At 41.3% G+C, this 17,563-nt stretch carries 18 protein-coding genes, 1 tRNA gene and 1 pseudogene; 13 read left to right on the top strand and 7 right to left on the bottom strand.

From position 1 onward, the window contains the following. The first annotated feature begins 250 nt into the window (after window positions 1-250). The 4 genes from ACQFX9_RS24620 to ACQFX9_RS24605 all read left to right on the top strand — a co-directional run bounded on the left by ACQFX9_RS24620 (window position 251) and on the right by ACQFX9_RS24605 (window position 4,435). The gene (locus tag ACQFX9_RS24620) at window positions 251-2,569 is read left to right on the top strand and encodes a transglutaminase TgpA family protein (protein ID WP_427159206.1); all 2,319 of its coding nucleotides are present in this window, start codon (window positions 251-253) and stop codon (window positions 2,567-2,569) included. Between the two features lie 305 nt (window positions 2,570-2,874). After that, window positions 2,875-3,141 (top strand): extracellular matrix/biofilm regulator RemA, encoded by a 267-nt coding sequence (gene remA / locus ACQFX9_RS24615; RefSeq protein ID WP_103137631.1) that lies wholly within the window; start codon window positions 2,875-2,877, stop codon window positions 3,139-3,141. Window positions 3,142-3,313: 172 nt separating this feature from the next. Further along, window positions 3,314-3,916 carry a guanylate kinase gene (gene gmk / locus ACQFX9_RS24610; protein ID WP_427159205.1) on the top strand — a complete coding sequence of 201 codons (603 nt, stop codon included), beginning with the start codon at window positions 3,314-3,316 and terminating at the stop codon, window positions 3,914-3,916. Between the two features lie 144 nt (window positions 3,917-4,060). Continuing rightward, window positions 4,061-4,435, top strand: a complete 375-nt coding sequence (locus ACQFX9_RS24605; RefSeq protein ID WP_427159204.1) for a hypothetical protein — start codon at window positions 4,061-4,063, stop codon at window positions 4,433-4,435. A gap of 367 nt (window positions 4,436-4,802) precedes the next feature. On the opposite strand, the gene ACQFX9_RS24600 is transcribed toward ACQFX9_RS24605, so the two are convergent. The 3 genes from ACQFX9_RS24600 to ACQFX9_RS24590 all read right to left on the bottom strand — a co-directional run bounded on the left by ACQFX9_RS24600 (window position 4,803) and on the right by ACQFX9_RS24590 (window position 6,147). Further along, on the bottom strand, window positions 4,803-5,315 hold the full coding sequence (locus tag ACQFX9_RS24600) for a photosystem I reaction center protein subunit XI (RefSeq protein WP_427159203.1): 513 nt from the start codon (window positions 5,313-5,315) through the stop codon (window positions 4,803-4,805). A 152-nt stretch (window positions 5,316-5,467) separates the two neighbouring features. After that, on the bottom strand, window positions 5,468-5,614 hold the full coding sequence (gene psaJ, locus ACQFX9_RS24595; protein WP_103137633.1) for a photosystem I reaction center subunit IX: 147 nt from the start codon (window positions 5,612-5,614) through the stop codon (window positions 5,468-5,470). 38 nt (window positions 5,615-5,652) lie between these two features. Beyond that, a complete protein-coding gene (locus tag ACQFX9_RS24590; RefSeq protein WP_103137634.1) occupies window positions 5,653-6,147 on the bottom strand; it encodes a Photosystem I reaction center subunit III in 495 nt (164 codons plus the stop codon). Between the two features lie 177 nt (window positions 6,148-6,324). On the opposite strand from ACQFX9_RS24590, the gene tsaD reads away from it, so the two are divergent. Next, window positions 6,325-7,368 carry a tRNA (adenosine(37)-N6)-threonylcarbamoyltransferase complex transferase subunit TsaD gene (tsaD, locus tag ACQFX9_RS24585; protein ID WP_427159202.1) on the top strand — a complete coding sequence of 348 codons (1,044 nt, stop codon included), beginning with the start codon at window positions 6,325-6,327 and terminating at the stop codon, window positions 7,366-7,368. Window positions 7,369-7,446: 78 nt separating this feature from the next. On the opposite strand, the gene ACQFX9_RS24580 is transcribed toward tsaD, so the two are convergent. Together ACQFX9_RS24580 and ACQFX9_RS24575 are read right to left on the bottom strand one after the other, a co-directional pair. Continuing rightward, window positions 7,447-8,379: an alpha/beta fold hydrolase gene (locus tag ACQFX9_RS24580; RefSeq protein WP_427159201.1), complete on the bottom strand. Its 933-nt coding sequence runs from the start codon at window positions 8,377-8,379 to the stop codon at window positions 7,447-7,449. A gap of 155 nt (window positions 8,380-8,534) precedes the next feature. After that, a complete protein-coding gene (locus ACQFX9_RS24575; protein ID WP_103137637.1) occupies window positions 8,535-9,254 on the bottom strand; it encodes a hypothetical protein in 720 nt (239 codons plus the stop codon). Window positions 9,255-9,748: 494 nt separating this feature from the next. On the opposite strand from ACQFX9_RS24575, the gene ACQFX9_RS24570 reads away from it, so the two are divergent. The 8 genes and pseudogenes from ACQFX9_RS24570 to ACQFX9_RS24535 all read left to right on the top strand — a co-directional run. Next, window positions 9,749-10,303 carry a GNAT family N-acetyltransferase gene (locus ACQFX9_RS24570; protein ID WP_236143775.1) on the top strand — a complete coding sequence of 185 codons (555 nt, stop codon included), beginning with the start codon at window positions 9,749-9,751 and terminating at the stop codon, window positions 10,301-10,303. A 177-nt stretch (window positions 10,304-10,480) separates the two neighbouring features. Then, window positions 10,481-10,554: transfer RNA gene (locus tag ACQFX9_RS24565), tRNA-Pro, on the top strand. A gap of 726 nt (window positions 10,555-11,280) precedes the next feature. Continuing rightward, complete coding sequence (locus ACQFX9_RS24560) at window positions 11,281-12,084, top strand: Tic22 family protein (RefSeq protein ID WP_427159200.1); 804 nt, start codon at window positions 11,281-11,283, stop codon at window positions 12,082-12,084. A gap of 132 nt (window positions 12,085-12,216) precedes the next feature. Beyond that, on the top strand, window positions 12,217-13,134 hold the full coding sequence (gene prmC / locus ACQFX9_RS24555) for a peptide chain release factor N(5)-glutamine methyltransferase (protein ID WP_427159199.1): 918 nt from the start codon (window positions 12,217-12,219) through the stop codon (window positions 13,132-13,134). 158 nt (window positions 13,135-13,292) lie between these two features. After that, window positions 13,293-13,889 carry an L-threonylcarbamoyladenylate synthase gene (locus ACQFX9_RS24550; protein WP_427159198.1) on the top strand — a complete coding sequence of 199 codons (597 nt, stop codon included), beginning with the start codon at window positions 13,293-13,295 and terminating at the stop codon, window positions 13,887-13,889. A gap of 74 nt (window positions 13,890-13,963) precedes the next feature. Further along, entirely contained in the window at window positions 13,964-14,875 is a 912-nt protein-coding gene (locus ACQFX9_RS24545) for a sensor histidine kinase (RefSeq protein ID WP_427159197.1), read from the top strand. 750 nt (window positions 14,876-15,625) lie between these two features. Continuing rightward, the gene (locus ACQFX9_RS24540) at window positions 15,626-16,174 is read left to right on the top strand and encodes a PEP-CTERM sorting domain-containing protein (RefSeq protein WP_427159196.1); all 549 of its coding nucleotides are present in this window, start codon (window positions 15,626-15,628) and stop codon (window positions 16,172-16,174) included. A gap of 113 nt (window positions 16,175-16,287) precedes the next feature. Beyond that, window positions 16,288-16,433: pseudogene (locus ACQFX9_RS24535) on the top strand (RNA-guided endonuclease TnpB family protein); the annotation flags it as partial. Here ACQFX9_RS24535 and ACQFX9_RS24530 read toward each other — a convergent pair. Both ACQFX9_RS24530 and ACQFX9_RS24525 read right to left on the bottom strand, forming a co-directional pair. Further along, window positions 16,393-16,851: a GNAT family N-acetyltransferase gene (locus tag ACQFX9_RS24530; RefSeq protein ID WP_427162991.1), complete on the bottom strand. Its 459-nt coding sequence runs from the start codon at window positions 16,849-16,851 to the stop codon at window positions 16,393-16,395. The pseudogene ACQFX9_RS24535 and the gene ACQFX9_RS24530 sit on opposite strands and share 41 nt — an antisense overlap. Before the next feature lie 223 nt (window positions 16,852-17,074). Beyond that, complete coding sequence (locus ACQFX9_RS24525; RefSeq protein ID WP_427159195.1) at window positions 17,075-17,473, bottom strand: hypothetical protein; 399 nt, start codon at window positions 17,471-17,473, stop codon at window positions 17,075-17,077. Between the last annotated feature and the right edge of the window lie 90 nt (window positions 17,474-17,563).

Here is a 17,563-nt window from a genome sequence, read left to right as displayed (position 1 = left end):
TACCAACGCTAGCACACCAACAGTTGATCAACACCCACAGATAAGTTAATTATCGTGGCTTTGGCATCTTTATATTTTTCTCAACCGGGGGTCATTAGGGCTTCTACAATCACCCGCAACGAGAATGAAAATTTACAAGACATCTATAATTCCCAAAGGCTGCTTTCGGGGAGTTCCGATTTTCTCACAGGAACTTCCCGAAAATCTGTCTCTATGAAGCATCTACTCTATCGCTTTAGCGAAATTGGAAATGTTTAATTTAACCAGGTTGAATCGATTTTGGCATCTGCGCGTCAGTTACAGGCGAGAGGATCATCAGGAATCGCCATCGGTGGAAGTGGAAGACTCCATTTCCTTGCGGGTACTAGTGCTAGCGTTGGTAATCACAGGTATTGCGGCTGTAGATATTGCGGCTAATACGACCTTTAGTCTGTGGGCAATACCTCTGAGTTTTCTTGGTGCAGGTTGGAGTTATTACCGCCGTCGTCAAGCTAATATCACCGTCAAATTTTGCATTGCCATTGGGATGTTAATGGCTTTGGGAGCCTTTTTTGGGAATATCTTTGGCGAATTAAATGATACGCGCTTGGCTTTGGCGGAGTTATTAATTCAACTGCAAATACTACACGGTTTTGATGTGCCTCGGCGTAAAAACCTGGGCTATTCTATTGTGATTGGGTTAATTTTATTGGGTGTGGCGGCAACCCTAAGTCAGACTTTAGCTTTTGCACCTATTTTATTATTATTTCTAGCGATCGCCCTGCCGACTTTAGTGGTGAATTACCGTTCACAGTTAGGCTTGGCTAAGGAAAAAGGCCAAAGGCCAAAGGCAAAAGCATTTAAATTAACTAAGCAGTTACCTACATATTTTGTATTGTTTGCCGTGGTTGTGGGCTTGGGGTTGGTGGTATTTGCATTATTACCCCGCTTCCCTGGCTATCAACTGCGGACTTTTCCTGTGAGTTCACCCATTGAGGTGAAAAATAGCTTTACTGGTCGGAGTATTATCAATCCTGGCTATGTCCGCCAAGGTAATGCGGATAATCAAGGGAATGGTACGGCATCTGATAGCAATGGACAACCAGGAAAGCTAGACAGTGGCTTTTACTATGGTTTTAATAGCAAGATTAACCAAAACTTGCGGGGAGAGATGAAACCCAAAGTGGTAATGCGGGTGCGATCGCAAGTTGAAGGATTTTGGAGGGTACTGGCTTTTGACCGCTATACGGGTAAGGGTTGGGAGGTTTCCCGTAATGATGATGTGGCAACGATTAAGCGATCACCTTGGTCTTATCAAATTTTCTTACCACCACCAGCGATCTCTGGTAAAACCAAAGAGGTCATACAGACTTACTCTATCGTCTCCGAATTGCCTAACTTAATTCCGGCGATGACTTATCCCAGGGAAATTTACTTTCCCACACCTGTGATCGCGGTGGATAAAGAGGGAGGATTGCGATCGCCTGTGGGATTAGGTGAAGACTTGACATATACGGTAATTTCTGATGTCCCGTACCGCGATCGGAGTTTACTGGGAACAGCTAGTACAGATTATCCCCCCAATATCGCCAAATATTATCTCCAGATACCCCCAGAAATTTCCACTAAAGTTAGGCAGCGCACAGAAGAAATTTTAGCTAACTACAACCGTGAACGGGTCGGTAAATCTCAGAAAACCTTAGATTCCACCTATGAAAAAGTTCTGTATCTAGCTCAATATATCAAACAAAACTATTCGATTCCGGAAAATCCTTTAGATTTACCTTTTTTTGATGACAAAGAAGACCTGGTAGAAGCGTTTTTATTTAAACATAAAGGCGGTTATCCAGACCATTTTTCCACGGTTTTAACCGTGATGCTACGCTCCATCGGTATTCCGGCGCGACTAGTAGCAGGTTTCGGTGCCGGGGAGTTTAATCCTTTTACGGGAATGTATGTAGTTAAAAATACAGATGCCTACGCCATGACGGAAGTTTACTTCCCGAAATATGGCTGGTTTACCTTTGACCCCATTCCTAATCATCCCCTGATTCCGCCATCGATTGAGGAGACGCAAACTTTTAGTGTGTTGCGTCAGTTTTGGCAGTGGGTAGCTGGGTGGCTACCGTCACCGGTCACAGGATTTTTAAATCGTGTCTTTGGGGCAATTTTTAGCTGGCTAGGAAAGGCGATCGCTTGGTTTATGGCTCTATTCACCCAAGGTTGGTTAGGCATACTAACAGGGCTGATATTAACCACTACGGCAGCTTTTTTAGCCTGGTTAGGCTGGGTGCAGTGGCGAGGTTGGCGACATCGTCGGGGCTTAAGTAAATTACCACCGATGGAACGTCTTTATCAACAAATGCTGCTATGGACTAACCAAAAAGGTTTAGGTAAACATCCTGCACAGACACCTTTAGAGTATGCAAAAGTAGCTTCTGAGTATCACACACCAAATGATGCTCAAGTCATCAATGATATTTGTCAAGCTTATGTTAGTTGGCGTTATGGAGGTAATACTCCTAACTTACATAAATTGCGACAAAAATGGCAAGAATTGAAAAAGTCTTCTCGCCATAAACAGAAATAATTTACTCAGAATTTCTAGATAATTGTCTCCACAATATTGATATTTTGGAGGCTATAGCCATGCCGACAAATCACTTTTAGATACTGCTAATAACTGGCTCCAGCACTACCTCTTAGGGGTATGTTTTACTTATCTCTAAGGACAGATTTTTCAGCAATTTAACTGAGACACTATCGAAAAAAGCAGGTGTTAAGAAAAAACTCAAGCTGTGTAGGATGAATTCGTTGTAACTCCCTTTTTTTAGGGATAACATGGGAATAAATTCACTACTAGCTTTGTACACCACATTCGGTGTCTGTTTTTTTATGGATATACAGTTAATTAACATTGGTTTTGGTAACATTGTTTCGGCTAACCGAGTTGTTGCCATTGTCAGTCCTGAATCTGCCCCGATTAAGCGGATTATTACTGATGCGAGGGACAGAGGTCAGCTAATTGATGCTACTTACGGCCGCCGTACTAGGGCTGTAATCATCACTGATTCTAGTCACGTAATTTTGTCAGCAATTCAGCCAGAAACGGTAGCGAATCGCTTCGTGATTTCTAGGGAGCATCATGCTGTAGAAAATTGACGGAGGTTGTCTCCATAGACATCAAAACAGCAGTACGATGTGAACTAGATGAGGTTTTCTGTCACTAGTGCTACAAATTCGTTAGTTAAGGATTGCTCTAGAGGCACATACCAGATTAAATTACTAATCTACTAACGAATGATGTCTCTTGATGAATTCACAGGTTAAACGGATGATGCAAGTTCTACCCATCCAGAGTTGTGCTACTACCCAAGATAGTGCTGTGTCAGGCAAGTTAATTGTGTTAACCGGGCCAAGTGGGGTCGGGAAGGGTACGCTGATGCGATCGCTCCTACAGCGTCATCCGGAACTGTATTATTCCGTCTCGGCGACGACTCGCCGCCCCCGTCCAGGAGAGATTGAGGGCAAAAATTATTATTTTATTAGCCGTAGTAAGTTTGAGCAGTTAGCGTCTCAAGGAGAATTCCTAGAATCAGCAGAATTTGCCGGAAACTACTATGGCACTCCTCGTGAAGCTGTGCTGCGTCAAGTGCAGTCTGGCCATTTAGTAGTTTTGGAAATTGAACTTAAGGGAGCAAGACAAATTCGGGCTTCCTTCCCTGAAGCTTTGAGTATCTTTATTTTGCCGCCTTCCTTCGCTGAACTAGAAAGACGCATTCGGGGACGAGGACAAGATTCTGAAGAGGCGATCGCCCGTCGTCTGCAACGCGCCCACGAGGAAATTGAAGCGGCTAATGAGTTTGATATCCAAATCGTCAATGATGATTTTGAAACGGCTCTCAATGCCATTGAAGCGGCTGTGTTTGGCAAATAAAGTGGGTGAAAAATTTACCTGCAATCAAAGCAAAAGCGTCGATGCGCCAACATCAACGCTAGTTGTCTAAAATTCATCAACTCCTGTTGCCGCAGGAGGTAATGGTCATTTTTGTTTTGCGTTCCCCTATAAGGAGGTCACACTATGTCCAGTTTACCCAATTCTAACCATTCCAATAACTATTTCCGCCTATTGACTGATCGTTACGTCCAGCTATTTCTCGTTGGAGTAGCAATTGGTTCAGGTGTTGGTTATGGTTTTCGTCAAAATATCGCTGATCCCAAACGGCAAGAACCTATTATCCAGAATGAAATCAGGCGTTTTAGTCGTGCAGAGTATGAAAGATTGCAATTAGGAATGCGTATAGCGGAAGTAGAGGCTATCTTGGGTCGAGGTACTGAAATTCAGCGATCTACGACGATTGCAATTTTCATTTGGGAGAATTGGGATACTTCCAAAATTACTGTAACGTTTGAGACGGGAAAGCTTAAAAGAAAAGAACAGTTAGGATTAAAGTAAGTAAAGCAATTTTTGTCTTTGTTATGGACACAAATTGTAATACGCCGATATAAGCAGCTTGTAATACGGTTTAGCTTAGATAATTTGCAAAAATCAAAACACCTGGAAAGTTTTCAAATTGCAAAGTCTTTACAGGTGTCTTCATTTTCCATGAACTGTATTAGAGAAACTTGAGTAATAGCTGTTGAAAAATTTAAGTTTTTGCAAATAACTGTTATTATATTCAAACATTTTACTCTTCAGTATTTTTTAATGATCTACTTGAGATATATGTTGTTCCAATAATAGTGCAGGATTAGTAATTGGGCATCGGTAATCGTCAAAAATCACTGACAATCACCAATGCCCAATTACCAAAAATTTAAAATTAGCCTATTAGACCTTGGATGATAGCCAAATTACTGGTCAAGAAATAAGCTGTTACTGCACCACCAATACCACCAATTAAGAAAGCACTGGCGAAGTTATTCCAGCCTTCTTTGGAATTAAAAGCATCTGGGGGATTGGGTACAGTCACGCTAGCTAAGGCTTTGGGTGGGTTGCTGTTGGAATACAAAGATAGACAAGCTGTGAGGATCACAACTAAACCTATAGAAGCCAACAATCCTGCCAAGTTAGCATTATCTGCATTACGCAGTGGGCCTAGTTTAGCGAAGGGGCCAAACAATAAGTAACCATGAGCCATACCCACTTCTAAACCACGTCTAAAAGGAAGTAGACCTGGGCGATAAGCAGGTAAGTTATTGATAAACCACTTGACTGCGGGAGAAGAGTTGAAAGGGGTCTCTAAGTTACCGATTTGTGGATCACCAGCAGGGAAAACAACTTCCCGATTTCTAGGATCGCCAGGAGAATTTTTGGATGCGTCTACTGCTTGCATATTCTACGTTTGCCTCTAAATTTAGAAGGGTCGCACTTTGACCACGAAAACCCAGGGAGAAATATAAGTCAAAAGCTAAAAGGCAAAAGAAGAGAATCTTTTGTCTTTTGACTTTTTACTTTTGCCTTACTTCTAACTCCTGACTTCTGAATTTATGGTAGGGGGTGGAAAAGGAGGTCTGGGAAAAAGCGATTAAATTCAATCAAAATCCCAGCTGTGATTGTCAACCAGATAGTTGCTGCCACGGGTGCTGTAGAAATGAACTTAATCAAATAGCTTTGATCACCTTTGTCGGCCATGATTTAATCTCCAAAACAAGTGAGTGAACTAACTGGGATTAGCGAGGAGAAACAGTGATTTCTGAGTCTTTCGCGGTTAATTCGCCAGCTAAGAATTCTTTTAAGGCAGCAGCTGGCCATGCAAAGCCTGTAGCAATGATGGAGAGTGCTAGACCCAAATCGATTTGGATTTCTTTGAGTTCGGTGTCAGAGTCTTTCTTGATGGCTTGTAAGTAAGCACGACCTACCCAACCAATCCAACCAGCAATATACAAGAACAGGATGCTAGGAATTAGGAAATCGCCAGCGCGATCAAGACGACCATCTACGATCAGGTGAGGATAGCCTTCTGGGCCGCAGAGGGCTTGAGAATAACGTTCAAAACGTTTTTTACCAGATTCGGGATCGGCTGTAGTATTACGGGCGTTTTTTGCTAGTGCTTGAAATGCAGGATTGTCTTTGCAGGGGGTCAGGTTTGCACCCAAAGCTTGTGCTGGGGGGGCAAAACTGAATGCTAGACAAATCACTAAAATCAAAGCAAACAATCTTCTCATGGATTTGTTTCCTTTTATTGCAAAAGAAAAAGTTTTATGTACAAAACGAAGCGGCTTGTACAGTCTTTATTTGCTTAACTAGCAAGTCATCATACTCTTGGGCGGGAATCGAGTAAAGTTGAAGTAAATAAAAGTTAAAGCTTCTCAAACAAGTCGCAATTGTGGTACACACCTGGAATGGTAACTGTTTTAGCAATAGAAACTAGCTGTGATGAAACTGCCGTGGCAATTGTTAAAAATCGTCAAGTTTGCAGCAGTATTATTACGTCCCAAATCGCGGTGCATCGGCAGTATGGTGGAGTGGTGCCGGAAGTCGCATCGCGCCAGCACTTGGAAATCATTAATTTAGCGATCGCCCAAGCCTTGGAGCAAGCCCAACTAGATTGGGGGCAAATCGACGGTATTGCAGCCACTTGCGCCCCTGGATTGGTGGGAGCGTTGTTAGTGGGGTTGACTGCGGCCAAAACTTTAGCGATTTTGTACAATAAACCATTTTTGGGAGTCCATCACCTCGAAGGTCACATCTACGCCACTTATTTGAGTGAGCCAACTTTAGATCCCCCTTTTCTTAGCTTACTGGTTTCCGGCGGACACACAAGCTTAATCTATGTTAAGGAATGTGGAGTTTACGAAACTTTAGGTGAAACTCGTGATGATGCAGCCGGAGAAGCCTTTGATAAGGTGGCTAGATTATTAAATTTAGGTTATCCAGGCGGGCCAGTCATTGATCAACTCGCCCAGAGTGGAAATCCCCAAGCATTTGCACTGCCAGAAGGAAGAGTATCTTTACCTGGAGGGGGTTTTCATCGCTATGATGGCAGTTTTAGCGGCTTAAAGACAGCCGTATTAAGATTAGTGCAGCAGTTAGAAAAAGATGAGCAAACCTTACCAGTAGCCGACTTAGCCGCCAGCTTTCAACAGACAGTAGCCAAGGCATTAACCAAAAGAGCGATCGCCTGTGCCATTGACTATGGTCTAAGTACAATTGCTGTCGGTGGTGGAGTAGCGGCTAACAGTGGCTTAAGAAAAAATTTACAAGCTGCTGCTGCTGAACATAACATTCGTGTTCTTTTCCCACCCTTAAAATTTTGTACTGATAACGCCGCCATGATTGCCTGCGCCGCCGCCGATCATTTATCCCGTGGTCATACCTCACCCTTAACATTGGGCGTAGAGTCTAGACTGCCATTAACGGAAGTGATGAAGTTATATCAAAGTTAAGGGTGTAAGGATGCAGGGAAGATTAAACCCCAGTCCCCAGTCCCCAGTCCCTAGTCCCCAGTCCCCAGTCCCAATTCACTATTGACTATTCACCATTGACCCCTGCTTTGTCAGTATGGCGCGAATATGATCAGCCACAGCATCTGGCTGTTCCAACATGGCTAGATGTCCACAATCAGGAATTTCAATCACATTATCGCCACAATATTGGAAAAGCCTATGGAAGCTAGCTAAATGACGCACGTACTTGGGTTCCATGACTTTATCGTCAGCACCAGCTATAAAATATACTGGCTGTTTCAACTGTGACACCAACTTAGGTAAACGATTGATTTCTTCTTCGGTTGTAGACTCTAGTAATGATCCCAGTGCAGCTTCAGGATCTGCTACGACAAAATCAATCACGCGTTGACGCGCCCAATAGCGATCTAATGGACGAGAGACATGATTTCTGGTAAACAGAAAATCAATTAGAGGTACGTGAGATAACCAACGGGGACGAACTTGTAAAAATTTTTGTCCTGCGGAGCGAAATTGCTCAAAAGCTTCTTTGAGATAGATCCCGCCACCTGCATTGATACAGACTACACCCTTAATTACTTCCGGCCTTTGTGCCGCCGCCCAGAGTGCGATCGTACCCCCTAAAGAGTGACCAATTAGCCAAGCGTTAGCAATATTTAACTGTTGCAGGAGGGTGACTAAATCATGAGCGTAAGCAGCTGGTGTATGGAGAGACTCAAAAGCATAATTGAGGTTGCTAATGGATTTAGAGGCAGAACTGACGGAACTTTCTTCCTCTGGGAAATCAGTATCTAACTGAGACTGAGATTCACCAAAGCCCCTTAAATCATAAGACAAACACTGAAAATCCTCTGACAACCGAGAGATCACAGGTTGCCAGTATCCACGACTGTTTAGCCAACCGTGAACAAACACCAAAGCATAGGGACTGGACGTGGGAGCTGTTAGCTCGTATGCGTGTGGGAAACCCAAGATTTCAATAGTTGCCATATCTATATCGTACCTTTAAGAGTGGGCGCGACTGGATATAAAGCCAGACAAACTATCGAAAATTCAAAATTCTCTATGGTCAGAAACTACAAAATTTTAAGAAAGCATTGGGTATTAGGCATTGATTGGCTTTTTCTCCCCCATTGCCTATGCCATTACTTACCTAGTAATCTTTGACGCACTCCCTCCGCAATTTTATGTCCTAGATACTCAGGAATTAAACTTTCATTTGGCCCTAATAAGTAGAGAATCAGTCTTGTACGTCCCCGCCAAACTAATAAATTGGCGTTAACAACTAAAAGGTCTTCCTGCCAAATGGCGTACATCACCTTATAAAATAGCCCTGGTTGATTATCCGCCTCAATGACTAAAGCCGGCAGATGAAACACCGGATCAACGTAAAATTCCGTCTGTACCTGTTCTAAACCCACATCTAAGTTAAATTCTACTGCTAGCATCTCTTCCACCTCGAATCTGCCGCCCAAAGCTTCACGAATGGCGCGACAAACATTGTCGGCGGTTTTCTCTGTCAAGGCTTTACTACCACGAGATACCAAAAGTTTGATAAAAACGAGCATGGGGGGACGAATCTGTCCATATAGACTCAAACTGTGGATAGTTAGTCCATAAGCTGCTAGCACACCAAAAATATCGCTTAACAGAAATGACTGATTGCGATAGGCAAAATGTAATGCACTTTTACTACCTTCTGGTTTTAGTTCAATTACAGCTCGTTTGGTTTTATAAAGCCGATAGGCTAACCGGAGATTTTGCAGTTGAATTTCACTGCTGACAAATTGCTCATAAAATTGGGGAAACGCTCGGTTAAAGCGTTTTAGGAGTTCCAGTGTTGAAGATTTTAAGCCAGAAGCCATCTTTGGGGTTAAAACTCGCTTGCTTACGTCGCCTGGGAATTGGGAATGGGGTAAAGAGAGAATTGGGAATGGGGAATTGGGACTGGGTGTGAAAGTTTCAAGGTGTAAGGATTGTTTCTGTTACGAACAAGGTCAAGGTTTACAGTCTAACCCCTTGTTAATGATCTAGTTTTCCCAATTCCCTGTCTTTAGTCTTCCCCATCTTGCTCTTGACTCATCTTCAGTAATTAATACCTAATCGTTAAGTATTTATATACAAATCGATCCTAGTATTTTTGCCTTTTCAGGAATTTCTCCTAGCCTTTACAACAAAGTGCTAAAGTTGAAGATGATTGGTGTGAAACACGCAATATCTGCCTGTGGCTACAAAAAACCTCAACAATTTCTCGCAAACTTGAGAATTCAGGTTAAAAATAGTACAGGTTTCAGAAAACGTGAATCAACACTTTTAAAAGTGGAAACCAATTCAGTTATACTACCCGAACCACGTTGGCATGGGTTTTTGGAAAACTTGGTTTAGTACATCAGAATCTGCGACAACAAGTAAGACAACCTCTTTTGAAGAGCATACAGCAGATGCTACAGGCAACTCTTACTCCAATAGTGATGCCTCCGCAGCTACGCGGAGCGCGGAACGTATTGTTTTCAGTACGGAGCGAGATATTGATCTGTATGAATTAGAAGAACTGTGTGATGCTGTCGGTTGGTCGCGTCGTCCCTTAAGAAAAGTTAAAAAGGCTATTGAGCATAGTTTTCTCGTAGCCTCCATGTGGCAAGTCAGAGGCAATCAAAGACGACTGATTGGCTTTGCTCGCGCTACCTCAGATCATGCCTTTAATGCCACTATTTGGGATGTGGTAGTTCACCCTGACTTTCAAGGTAGAGGGTTGGGTAAGGCTTTGATGAAATATGTCCTCAAAAAACTCAGAAGTGAAGAGATTAGCAATGTCACACTGTTTGCTGATCCTCATGTTGTAGATTTCTACAGAACTATGGGTTTTATGCCAGATCCAGAGGGGATCAAAGGTATGTTTTGGTATCCTCATTAACTTTACTCATCTGGGGCGAAGGTTGAAATTTCGACTCGGCTCGGCTTCTAATTCGGGCGCAGTCGAGGTTTCAACGGCTAGCCGCCGATTGTTGGGGGGAGCTAAACAAAATCGGTATGGAAAAGTTAAATATTGTGGTAAGTTGTCAAGAATAGTGATATACTAAAAAAGTTGTTTCGGGATGTAGCGCAGCTTGGTAGCGCGCCTGCTTTGGGAGCAGGATGCCGCAGGTTCAAATCCTGTCATCCCGATTTAAGTTAATCTGTTAAGTTTTGTAAAAAAATAGGATGGAGTTTGTAGTAAGGACTTTAGTCCTTATCTGTTTGCGGTGCGTCTCGCAGAGAGGACTAAAGTCCTCACTACCAACCTTTAATGATTTACTATGCTCTACCTAGTTGATTAGTCTTAGTTTTAAAATAATGCCAATCCATAAGAAATTTCCTAAAAAATAGAAAATTTAACTTGAATATATAAATGTTAAGCTGTTGACTATTGAATTTATTCAGGTCAATCAATTTATGCTGACAAACTTGTAAAGGTTGATTGGAACTGCATAGGATTGATTGCCTAAAACGCTGCTAAATGGAACAATTAACTATTTAATGGTGTCCCTCAAGTATGAGGAATTCCAGAAAATGGCCTTTAATCCTGGAAAAGTGAGAATGTTTTTTTGCGCCATAAGTGCTAAAACAGCTAAATACTAATAGGCATCTACAGTATTACTTAGTGCATAGCAAGGTAAATTTGAAAGAAAACACAACTTGACCACATTCCAATAGTGATGAATATCACGATCGCAGTTCCCAAAAACTTGAAGATATAACTTTTTGAGAGATGCTTGCTAGTATTAATCAACTGCGATAAGTTTTTCACATCTCCAAGGGATTGCTATATAACTAAGACTAGTTGGTGCTATGCCAATCACACAATTTGTCTCACTTCATAACTAAGTTGAACTATTGATACGAGGAACTGTCATGAAAACATTGGTTCGTTGGGGCTTAATATTGGGTCTTACTGGTAGTATAATACCTGCTGAATTGCCAGGATTAGGTAGTCAACAGGCACTAGCACTACCACAAGATCAGGTAGTTAGTAAACTACAACAAGTACCTGTATTTACACTCACCAATGCTAAAGGTGAATTTATCGTTGTTTCTAGAGAAAACCAAGGGAAAAAGCTCTCGCAGGTAGGATTTTTCCTCAGCAAACAGGATGCTCAAAAATTTCTAGATAATCGCCTGAAGAAAGAAAACCCCCAATTGGCTGGTACGCTACAAGTCAGGCCTTTATCTTTAGCCGATTACTATAAGATTGTCTTGGAAGGTAAAAAGAAATCAGATTCGATTATTTATACCTTGATGCCAATGCAACAACAGGTTGAATCGGCTGTTAGTTTGTTAAATCAGAGTGGTCAAAAGGGAAATCAATTCAATGGTATCCCCCTATTTGTACCTAAGTTTAAGAAAGAAAATAGCTATTTGACAATCCCTTTAGCACAGGGAAATGAACGTTATATTCCGTTCTTTTTTGAGAAAGAGCAAGCTGTAGCTTTGTTAGATGAATTCAAGAAAGCTGTACCCCAAGAAGGTGCTAATACTGAGATTCAGGTGGTAGACCTTTATGGTGTGATGGAAGCTCTCAATAGCAGTAATGATCCGATGATGAATAAGATTGTCTTATATCCATCAAGAGAATCTATAAGTTTTATTCGTTCTTTAGCTCCCAAATCTCCTGCATCAAATCAACGTCCAGCAGCTACACCACCGAAGAAAAAATAATGAACCGAAGACTTACGCACTGTGTATTCAGGTAATTAAGTCGGTTGAGCATTTTGACGACTAATATTTAATAAGCAGCGATCGCTGGCGCATATAAAAAAATCAACAGTTCACACCTGATAATTCTGCTCAATGCGTAAGTACGATGTGGTTTCTGGTTTACAACTTTGGGAATGGCGCAACAAAGCAATCAAAACAGCGATCGCTGATCATATTCCAGTCGCGGAAATAGATTGGTTACTGCAAGAGTTAGCGGGTTTAGACCGGTTAGCACTGCGTCTAGAGTCTTTTAAAGACAAAGTTGAGATGAGTATGGCTTTGTCTTTAGAAGAACTAGACCAACTTTGGCAAAGACGCTTAGAGGAGCGTTTGCCAGTACAGTATATTGCTGGAAGTACACCTTGGCGAAAATTTCGCCTGAAAGTTTCCAATGCAGTTTTAATTCCCCGGCCAGAAACTGAATGCTTGATAGATTTAGCTGTGGCTGCTACTGCTAACAGTGCGATCGCATCACAACTACAGCAAGGAAATTGGGTAGATTTAGGAACTGGTAGTGGCGCGATCGCTTTGGGATTGGCTGATGCTTTCCCACAAGCGACAATTCACGCTGTAGATTTTAGTCGAGAAGCTTTAGCGATCGCCCAAGAAAATGCTGATACTCTAGGTTTAGCTGACCACATCCGGTTTTATCATGGGTCATGGTGGCAACCGTTAACAGACCTCAAAGGTCAAGTTAGTGGGATGGTGTCTAACCCACCCTATATTCCTAGCGATGTTGTACCGACATTGCAACCAGAAGTAGTCAACCATGAACCACATCTAGCTTTAGATGGTGGTGCTGATGGTTTGGATGATATTCGCCAATTGATCGAAGTTTCCCCTCTTTATCTCAGTTCTGGTGGCGTTTGGCTGATTGAAATGATGGCTGGACAAGCTGAGGCGGTAAAAACGCTTTTACAGCAGCAAGGTAGTTATCACAACATTCAAATTCACAAGGATTTAGAAGGTATTGAACGCTTTGCTTTAGCTTATGTGAGTGATGAGTGCTGAGTAATGAGTTATGAGTAATGAGTTATGAGTTATGAGTTATGAGTTATGAGTTATGAGTCTTAATTTTGAATTTTGAATTTTGAATTTTAAATTTTGAATTTTGAATTTTAAGTTGGTATGAGTAGTAGTGTTTCACACAACTCATAACTGAGAGATTTATGGCTAAAGTGGCTTTAGAAAAATTAATTGCTGGTGTGTGTGGTGGTGGTGTTGTCAGTTTTCCTACGGATACTGTTCCCGCACTTGCGACTTTACCAGAAAAAGCGGGGTTGATTTTTGCGACTAAACAGCGCAGTCAAGATAAGCCTTTGATTTTGATGGGAGCTAGTGCAGAAGATTTATGGCCTTATGTTCAGGGTAGCCCAGAAGAATATCAGATTTGGCAGCAAGTGGTGAATCAGTATTGGCCTGGTGCATTGACACTGGTATTACCGGCTAGCGATCGCATCCCCCAAGCGATGAATCCCCATGATCCTACAACTATTGGGATTCGAGTGCCAAATAGTGCGATCGCTCAAGCTATTTTGTCACGCACAGGCCCTTTAGCTACCACAAGTGCTAACTTATCAGGTCAGCCAGCTCTACAAACTATGGCAGAAATTGATGCTCAATTTCCTGATGTACTGACATTAGAGTTTACATCTGAAGAATTTTTCAGTGAAAATACTATACTGAGTCAGCCTTCTACTGTTGCTAAATGGACAGGGAACAACTGGAAAATTTTACGTCAAGGTGCTGTAAATTTAAGCATTTAGCGTTTAAATGGGTTGAAGTGGGAAACAGTTGTTTCCTGGTTGTGATCAAAGAAAAAGTTAATATCTGTCAAAATATGGATTGGAGTAACTGGGTATATCTCGGAGTAGGATTATTTATCGGGTTAGGTTCTAGCTGGTTATTGACACAACGCTCTGTCAAACCGATTGCGCGAGAATCACCAATAACACCCACAAATCAACAAGCAGAAATATTACTCCAAGAAACGATCAGAAATACTCAATTAGCCTATGAAATGGCTAAGGAAATGAGTGAGTTTAAAGGGGGATTTTTAGCGCGGACTACCCACGAATTGCGATCGCCTCTAAATGGTCTAATTGGATTACATCAGTTGATTTTGTCGGATTTGTGTGAAGATCCAGCAGAGGAACGCGAATTTATTGCCCAAGCTCATGAACGGGCTTTAAAATTGCTGCATCTTATGGATGAAATTCTCAATGTTGTTAGAACAGAACATGGTACGAATAAATTAGATATTCAACCCCGGCCTGTAGCTGAGATTTTACAAGAAGTCTATAACTTAACTTATATGTTGGCAGTAGACCGCAATTTTAAATTGCGAGTCATACCCCCAGAGCCAGAGATTTGCGTTTTAGCAGACCAAAGATGGTTAAGACAGATATTACTAAGCTTCGTAGATACAGCTATTTCTCACATGAAAGAAGGTAGTATTTGTCTTTCTTGTGGTCTTAGTGATGACTATGTACAAATTTGGTTAGATTTACCGCAACACGCCTTGTTGAGCTATGAGTCTATAGATTTACTCACATCTGAAACCAGTGACGTAGAACCAGAAAAAACTGCTCTTTCCCCTGGGATGAAATTATTGCTCAATCAAAAGTTATTGACAACGATGGGGGGTAAGTTGGAAATATTAGCACATCCCGTTACTGGAGATACAGAGCAGTTAGCGAGGATACAAATATCTATGCCCCTAGAGATTCTGAAAATTGAACTTCCGCAGTAGTCATGTTGCTCATATTGGCTTGATTAGCGAAAATTTGGGTTTAAAACCCAGTCCTTACTTCTACAGGCTCAGTAACCATCTAGAACGGCTTTATGCTTTTTGTGTTAACACAAGTATGTGGTTAATTGGTCGATACCCATGATTGTTTACGAGTTTAAGGCTAAAGAGAAAGAAGCGCAATATCAGGCAATAGACGAAGCAATTCGTACTAGCCAATTCATTCAAAACAAGTGCTGACGCTACTGGATGGATACCAAAGATGCAAAAAAGGAGGACACCCTCGTACAACTGATATGCGGGAGGTACGCAATGCTATCTACTATCATCCTTGGGCTTTTGCTCAATTTAGCTGAACGTCATATCAATATAGGTTTTTATCAATGGTTTTATTAATTTGTGAAGAAATTACTGATGATATTTTAGACAAGTAAGAAAAAAAGTAAGCAATGAGTTTTCTTGTTTGACTTAAAAGGTTAATTGATAAGGGCTTGGGGTAGGTGCGACCTCGCAAAGTTGCGCGATCGCGGCTAGCACAGGTCTTGGCTCTATGCCAATTATGATTCCTGGATACTGCATACAAAGACCCTCCAGACAGATGAAGGACTATCTATGTTAATTTAAAAAAATATATTTATGCCTAGTATTTACACTTAAATAGAAACGAGATATTATGTATAGGAGTAAAAAATGTAAAACAATTTTAAAAAACTTGTTTTACTTATTATAATTTGAATCAAAACAAACAATAAAATGAAGCTAGCTAAAAAATTAACGCTTGCCACTACTGGTATTTTTTTAGCGTTAAATATCTTAGATATCAGAAATGCTTCAGCTGCCCTTATCACTTATGATTTCAACGTTGTTAGTTCTACTTTCACAGGACGGGGAAGTTTTACTTTCGACGATACTACTTTTAGTAATGACTTTACCCCCGCAGCTAAAATTCAGTCATTATCTTTTAAATTTGATAATGAATCAATTGTTTATAATAAAACAGATGATATCAACTATCCAAATTTCCCCCTTGCATTTCAAACTACTCTCCTTACAGGAAATAGCACCATAGGATTAGACTTTGTGTTTGATGATAAAAATCCTTTAAGTGATTTAAGCTACGAAATTGTTGGTGATGATTTTACAGCTTTTTCAAGAACTGATCTAAATGCAAACCCTGTTTTTGGCACAGTTTCTTATACAAAAGTGCCTGAGCCTGCTACCCTAGCCGCTTGTTTAGCTACCTGTAGTGTTGCTTTCTTTGCGAAGAGAAAGGGAATATCCCTTAAAAAAGCACGAGCTTAAATAAAGAAGGTAATTAATCCAAAACATCTGTTGTAAATTCCAAGAGCTAGATATGGTTAATTAGCCTCTTACCCTTAGATTTAGGTCTAAGGGTATTTTGTTCTTTCTACATATCAGCAATCAATATTTTGAGACTAGAACTCAGTACGGTAGAGCATACTGGAACTTACGCCACAGGAGATTTGCCCATCAAAGGGCGATTGGTGCGAACCTGTCATCTAATGGCGAGTCTGTGAATGTAGAATCTCCGCACTTTTAGAGCGGAGAGTGTCAAACAAAACCATAGTGGTAGTGTTATTAGTCTGGAAACCAATTTTTTCATAGAACTTCTGTTGATAAGTAGTCATCAAATAAACACGCTCAACTTGCATTTGTGGATGACTCAAAACAGTTTCCACTAATTTACTACCTAACCCAGTCCCTTGATAATCTGGGTGAATAACCACATCCCAGATTGTCGCTCTATAAATTCCATCGGAAGTAGCTCTAGCAAAACCAATCAGTTTTTTGTCATCCCAAACAGAAATTACCGGCTTGCTATTAGCAATAGCTATACTCAAGTCTTTAATAGTACGTCCTTTTGCCCAAAAAGCTGCAATATCAAATAAATTTTGGAGTTGATCAAGGTCTATTTCAGCATGGTGATGCTCACGAAACTGAATTTGTGGGTGATTCATCATGTAGGCACTCCGATGTGGCAGTCTTTTCACTGTCTTTCAATCATATTGTGCAAGAAATCACCGAATTCTGGTATTCGTATCCTGGAAAGTTTGGGGATTGGGGACTGGGGATTGGGGACTGGGGATAAGGTAGACAAGGTAGACAAGGTAGGAAATGAGAAAAGCCGTTCCCTGTTCCCTGTTCCCCGTTCCCTGTTCCCTAATGACTATTGATCATTGACTATTGACACACCCATTTCCATAGAGGATGAGTAGGGCCTTGTTGGCGAATTTGAAATACTTGTTTTTCTAAACGATGCTTTTCTTGTTGCGGTAATCCCAACAAAATATTGCGACTTTGCCAAACTAAAACAGAAGTTGTCATCCCAATACAAAAGGCTAAACCTAGAGCCGAAAAGGGATGGTAGACAACTCCATAACGCAGTGCTACCCAAGTAAAGTATTGTTTCCACAAGACGATTTCGGAACGGAGATTCCACAAACACAAGGGAGCAATTGTCAACCATAAACAGCCGACAAATATCCATCTACCATACACAGTTAACTGGTGTAGTCTTTGGACTTGTTGCGTTAGAGATTGTTCATTACCAGAAATTTCTGGTTCTTCTGGTTTAGTCATGGGGATTGGGGATTGGGGATTGGGAATTGGGGATTGGGGATTGGGGATTAGGGATTAATCAATTTAAGATTCTATTCCCTGTTCCCGTTC

Source organism: Aliinostoc sp. HNIBRCY26, assembly GCF_050235535.1.
Classification (GTDB): domain Bacteria; phylum Cyanobacteriota; class Cyanobacteriia; order Cyanobacteriales; family Nostocaceae; genus Trichormus.
This window is presented reverse-complemented; position numbering and strand designations above follow the sequence as displayed.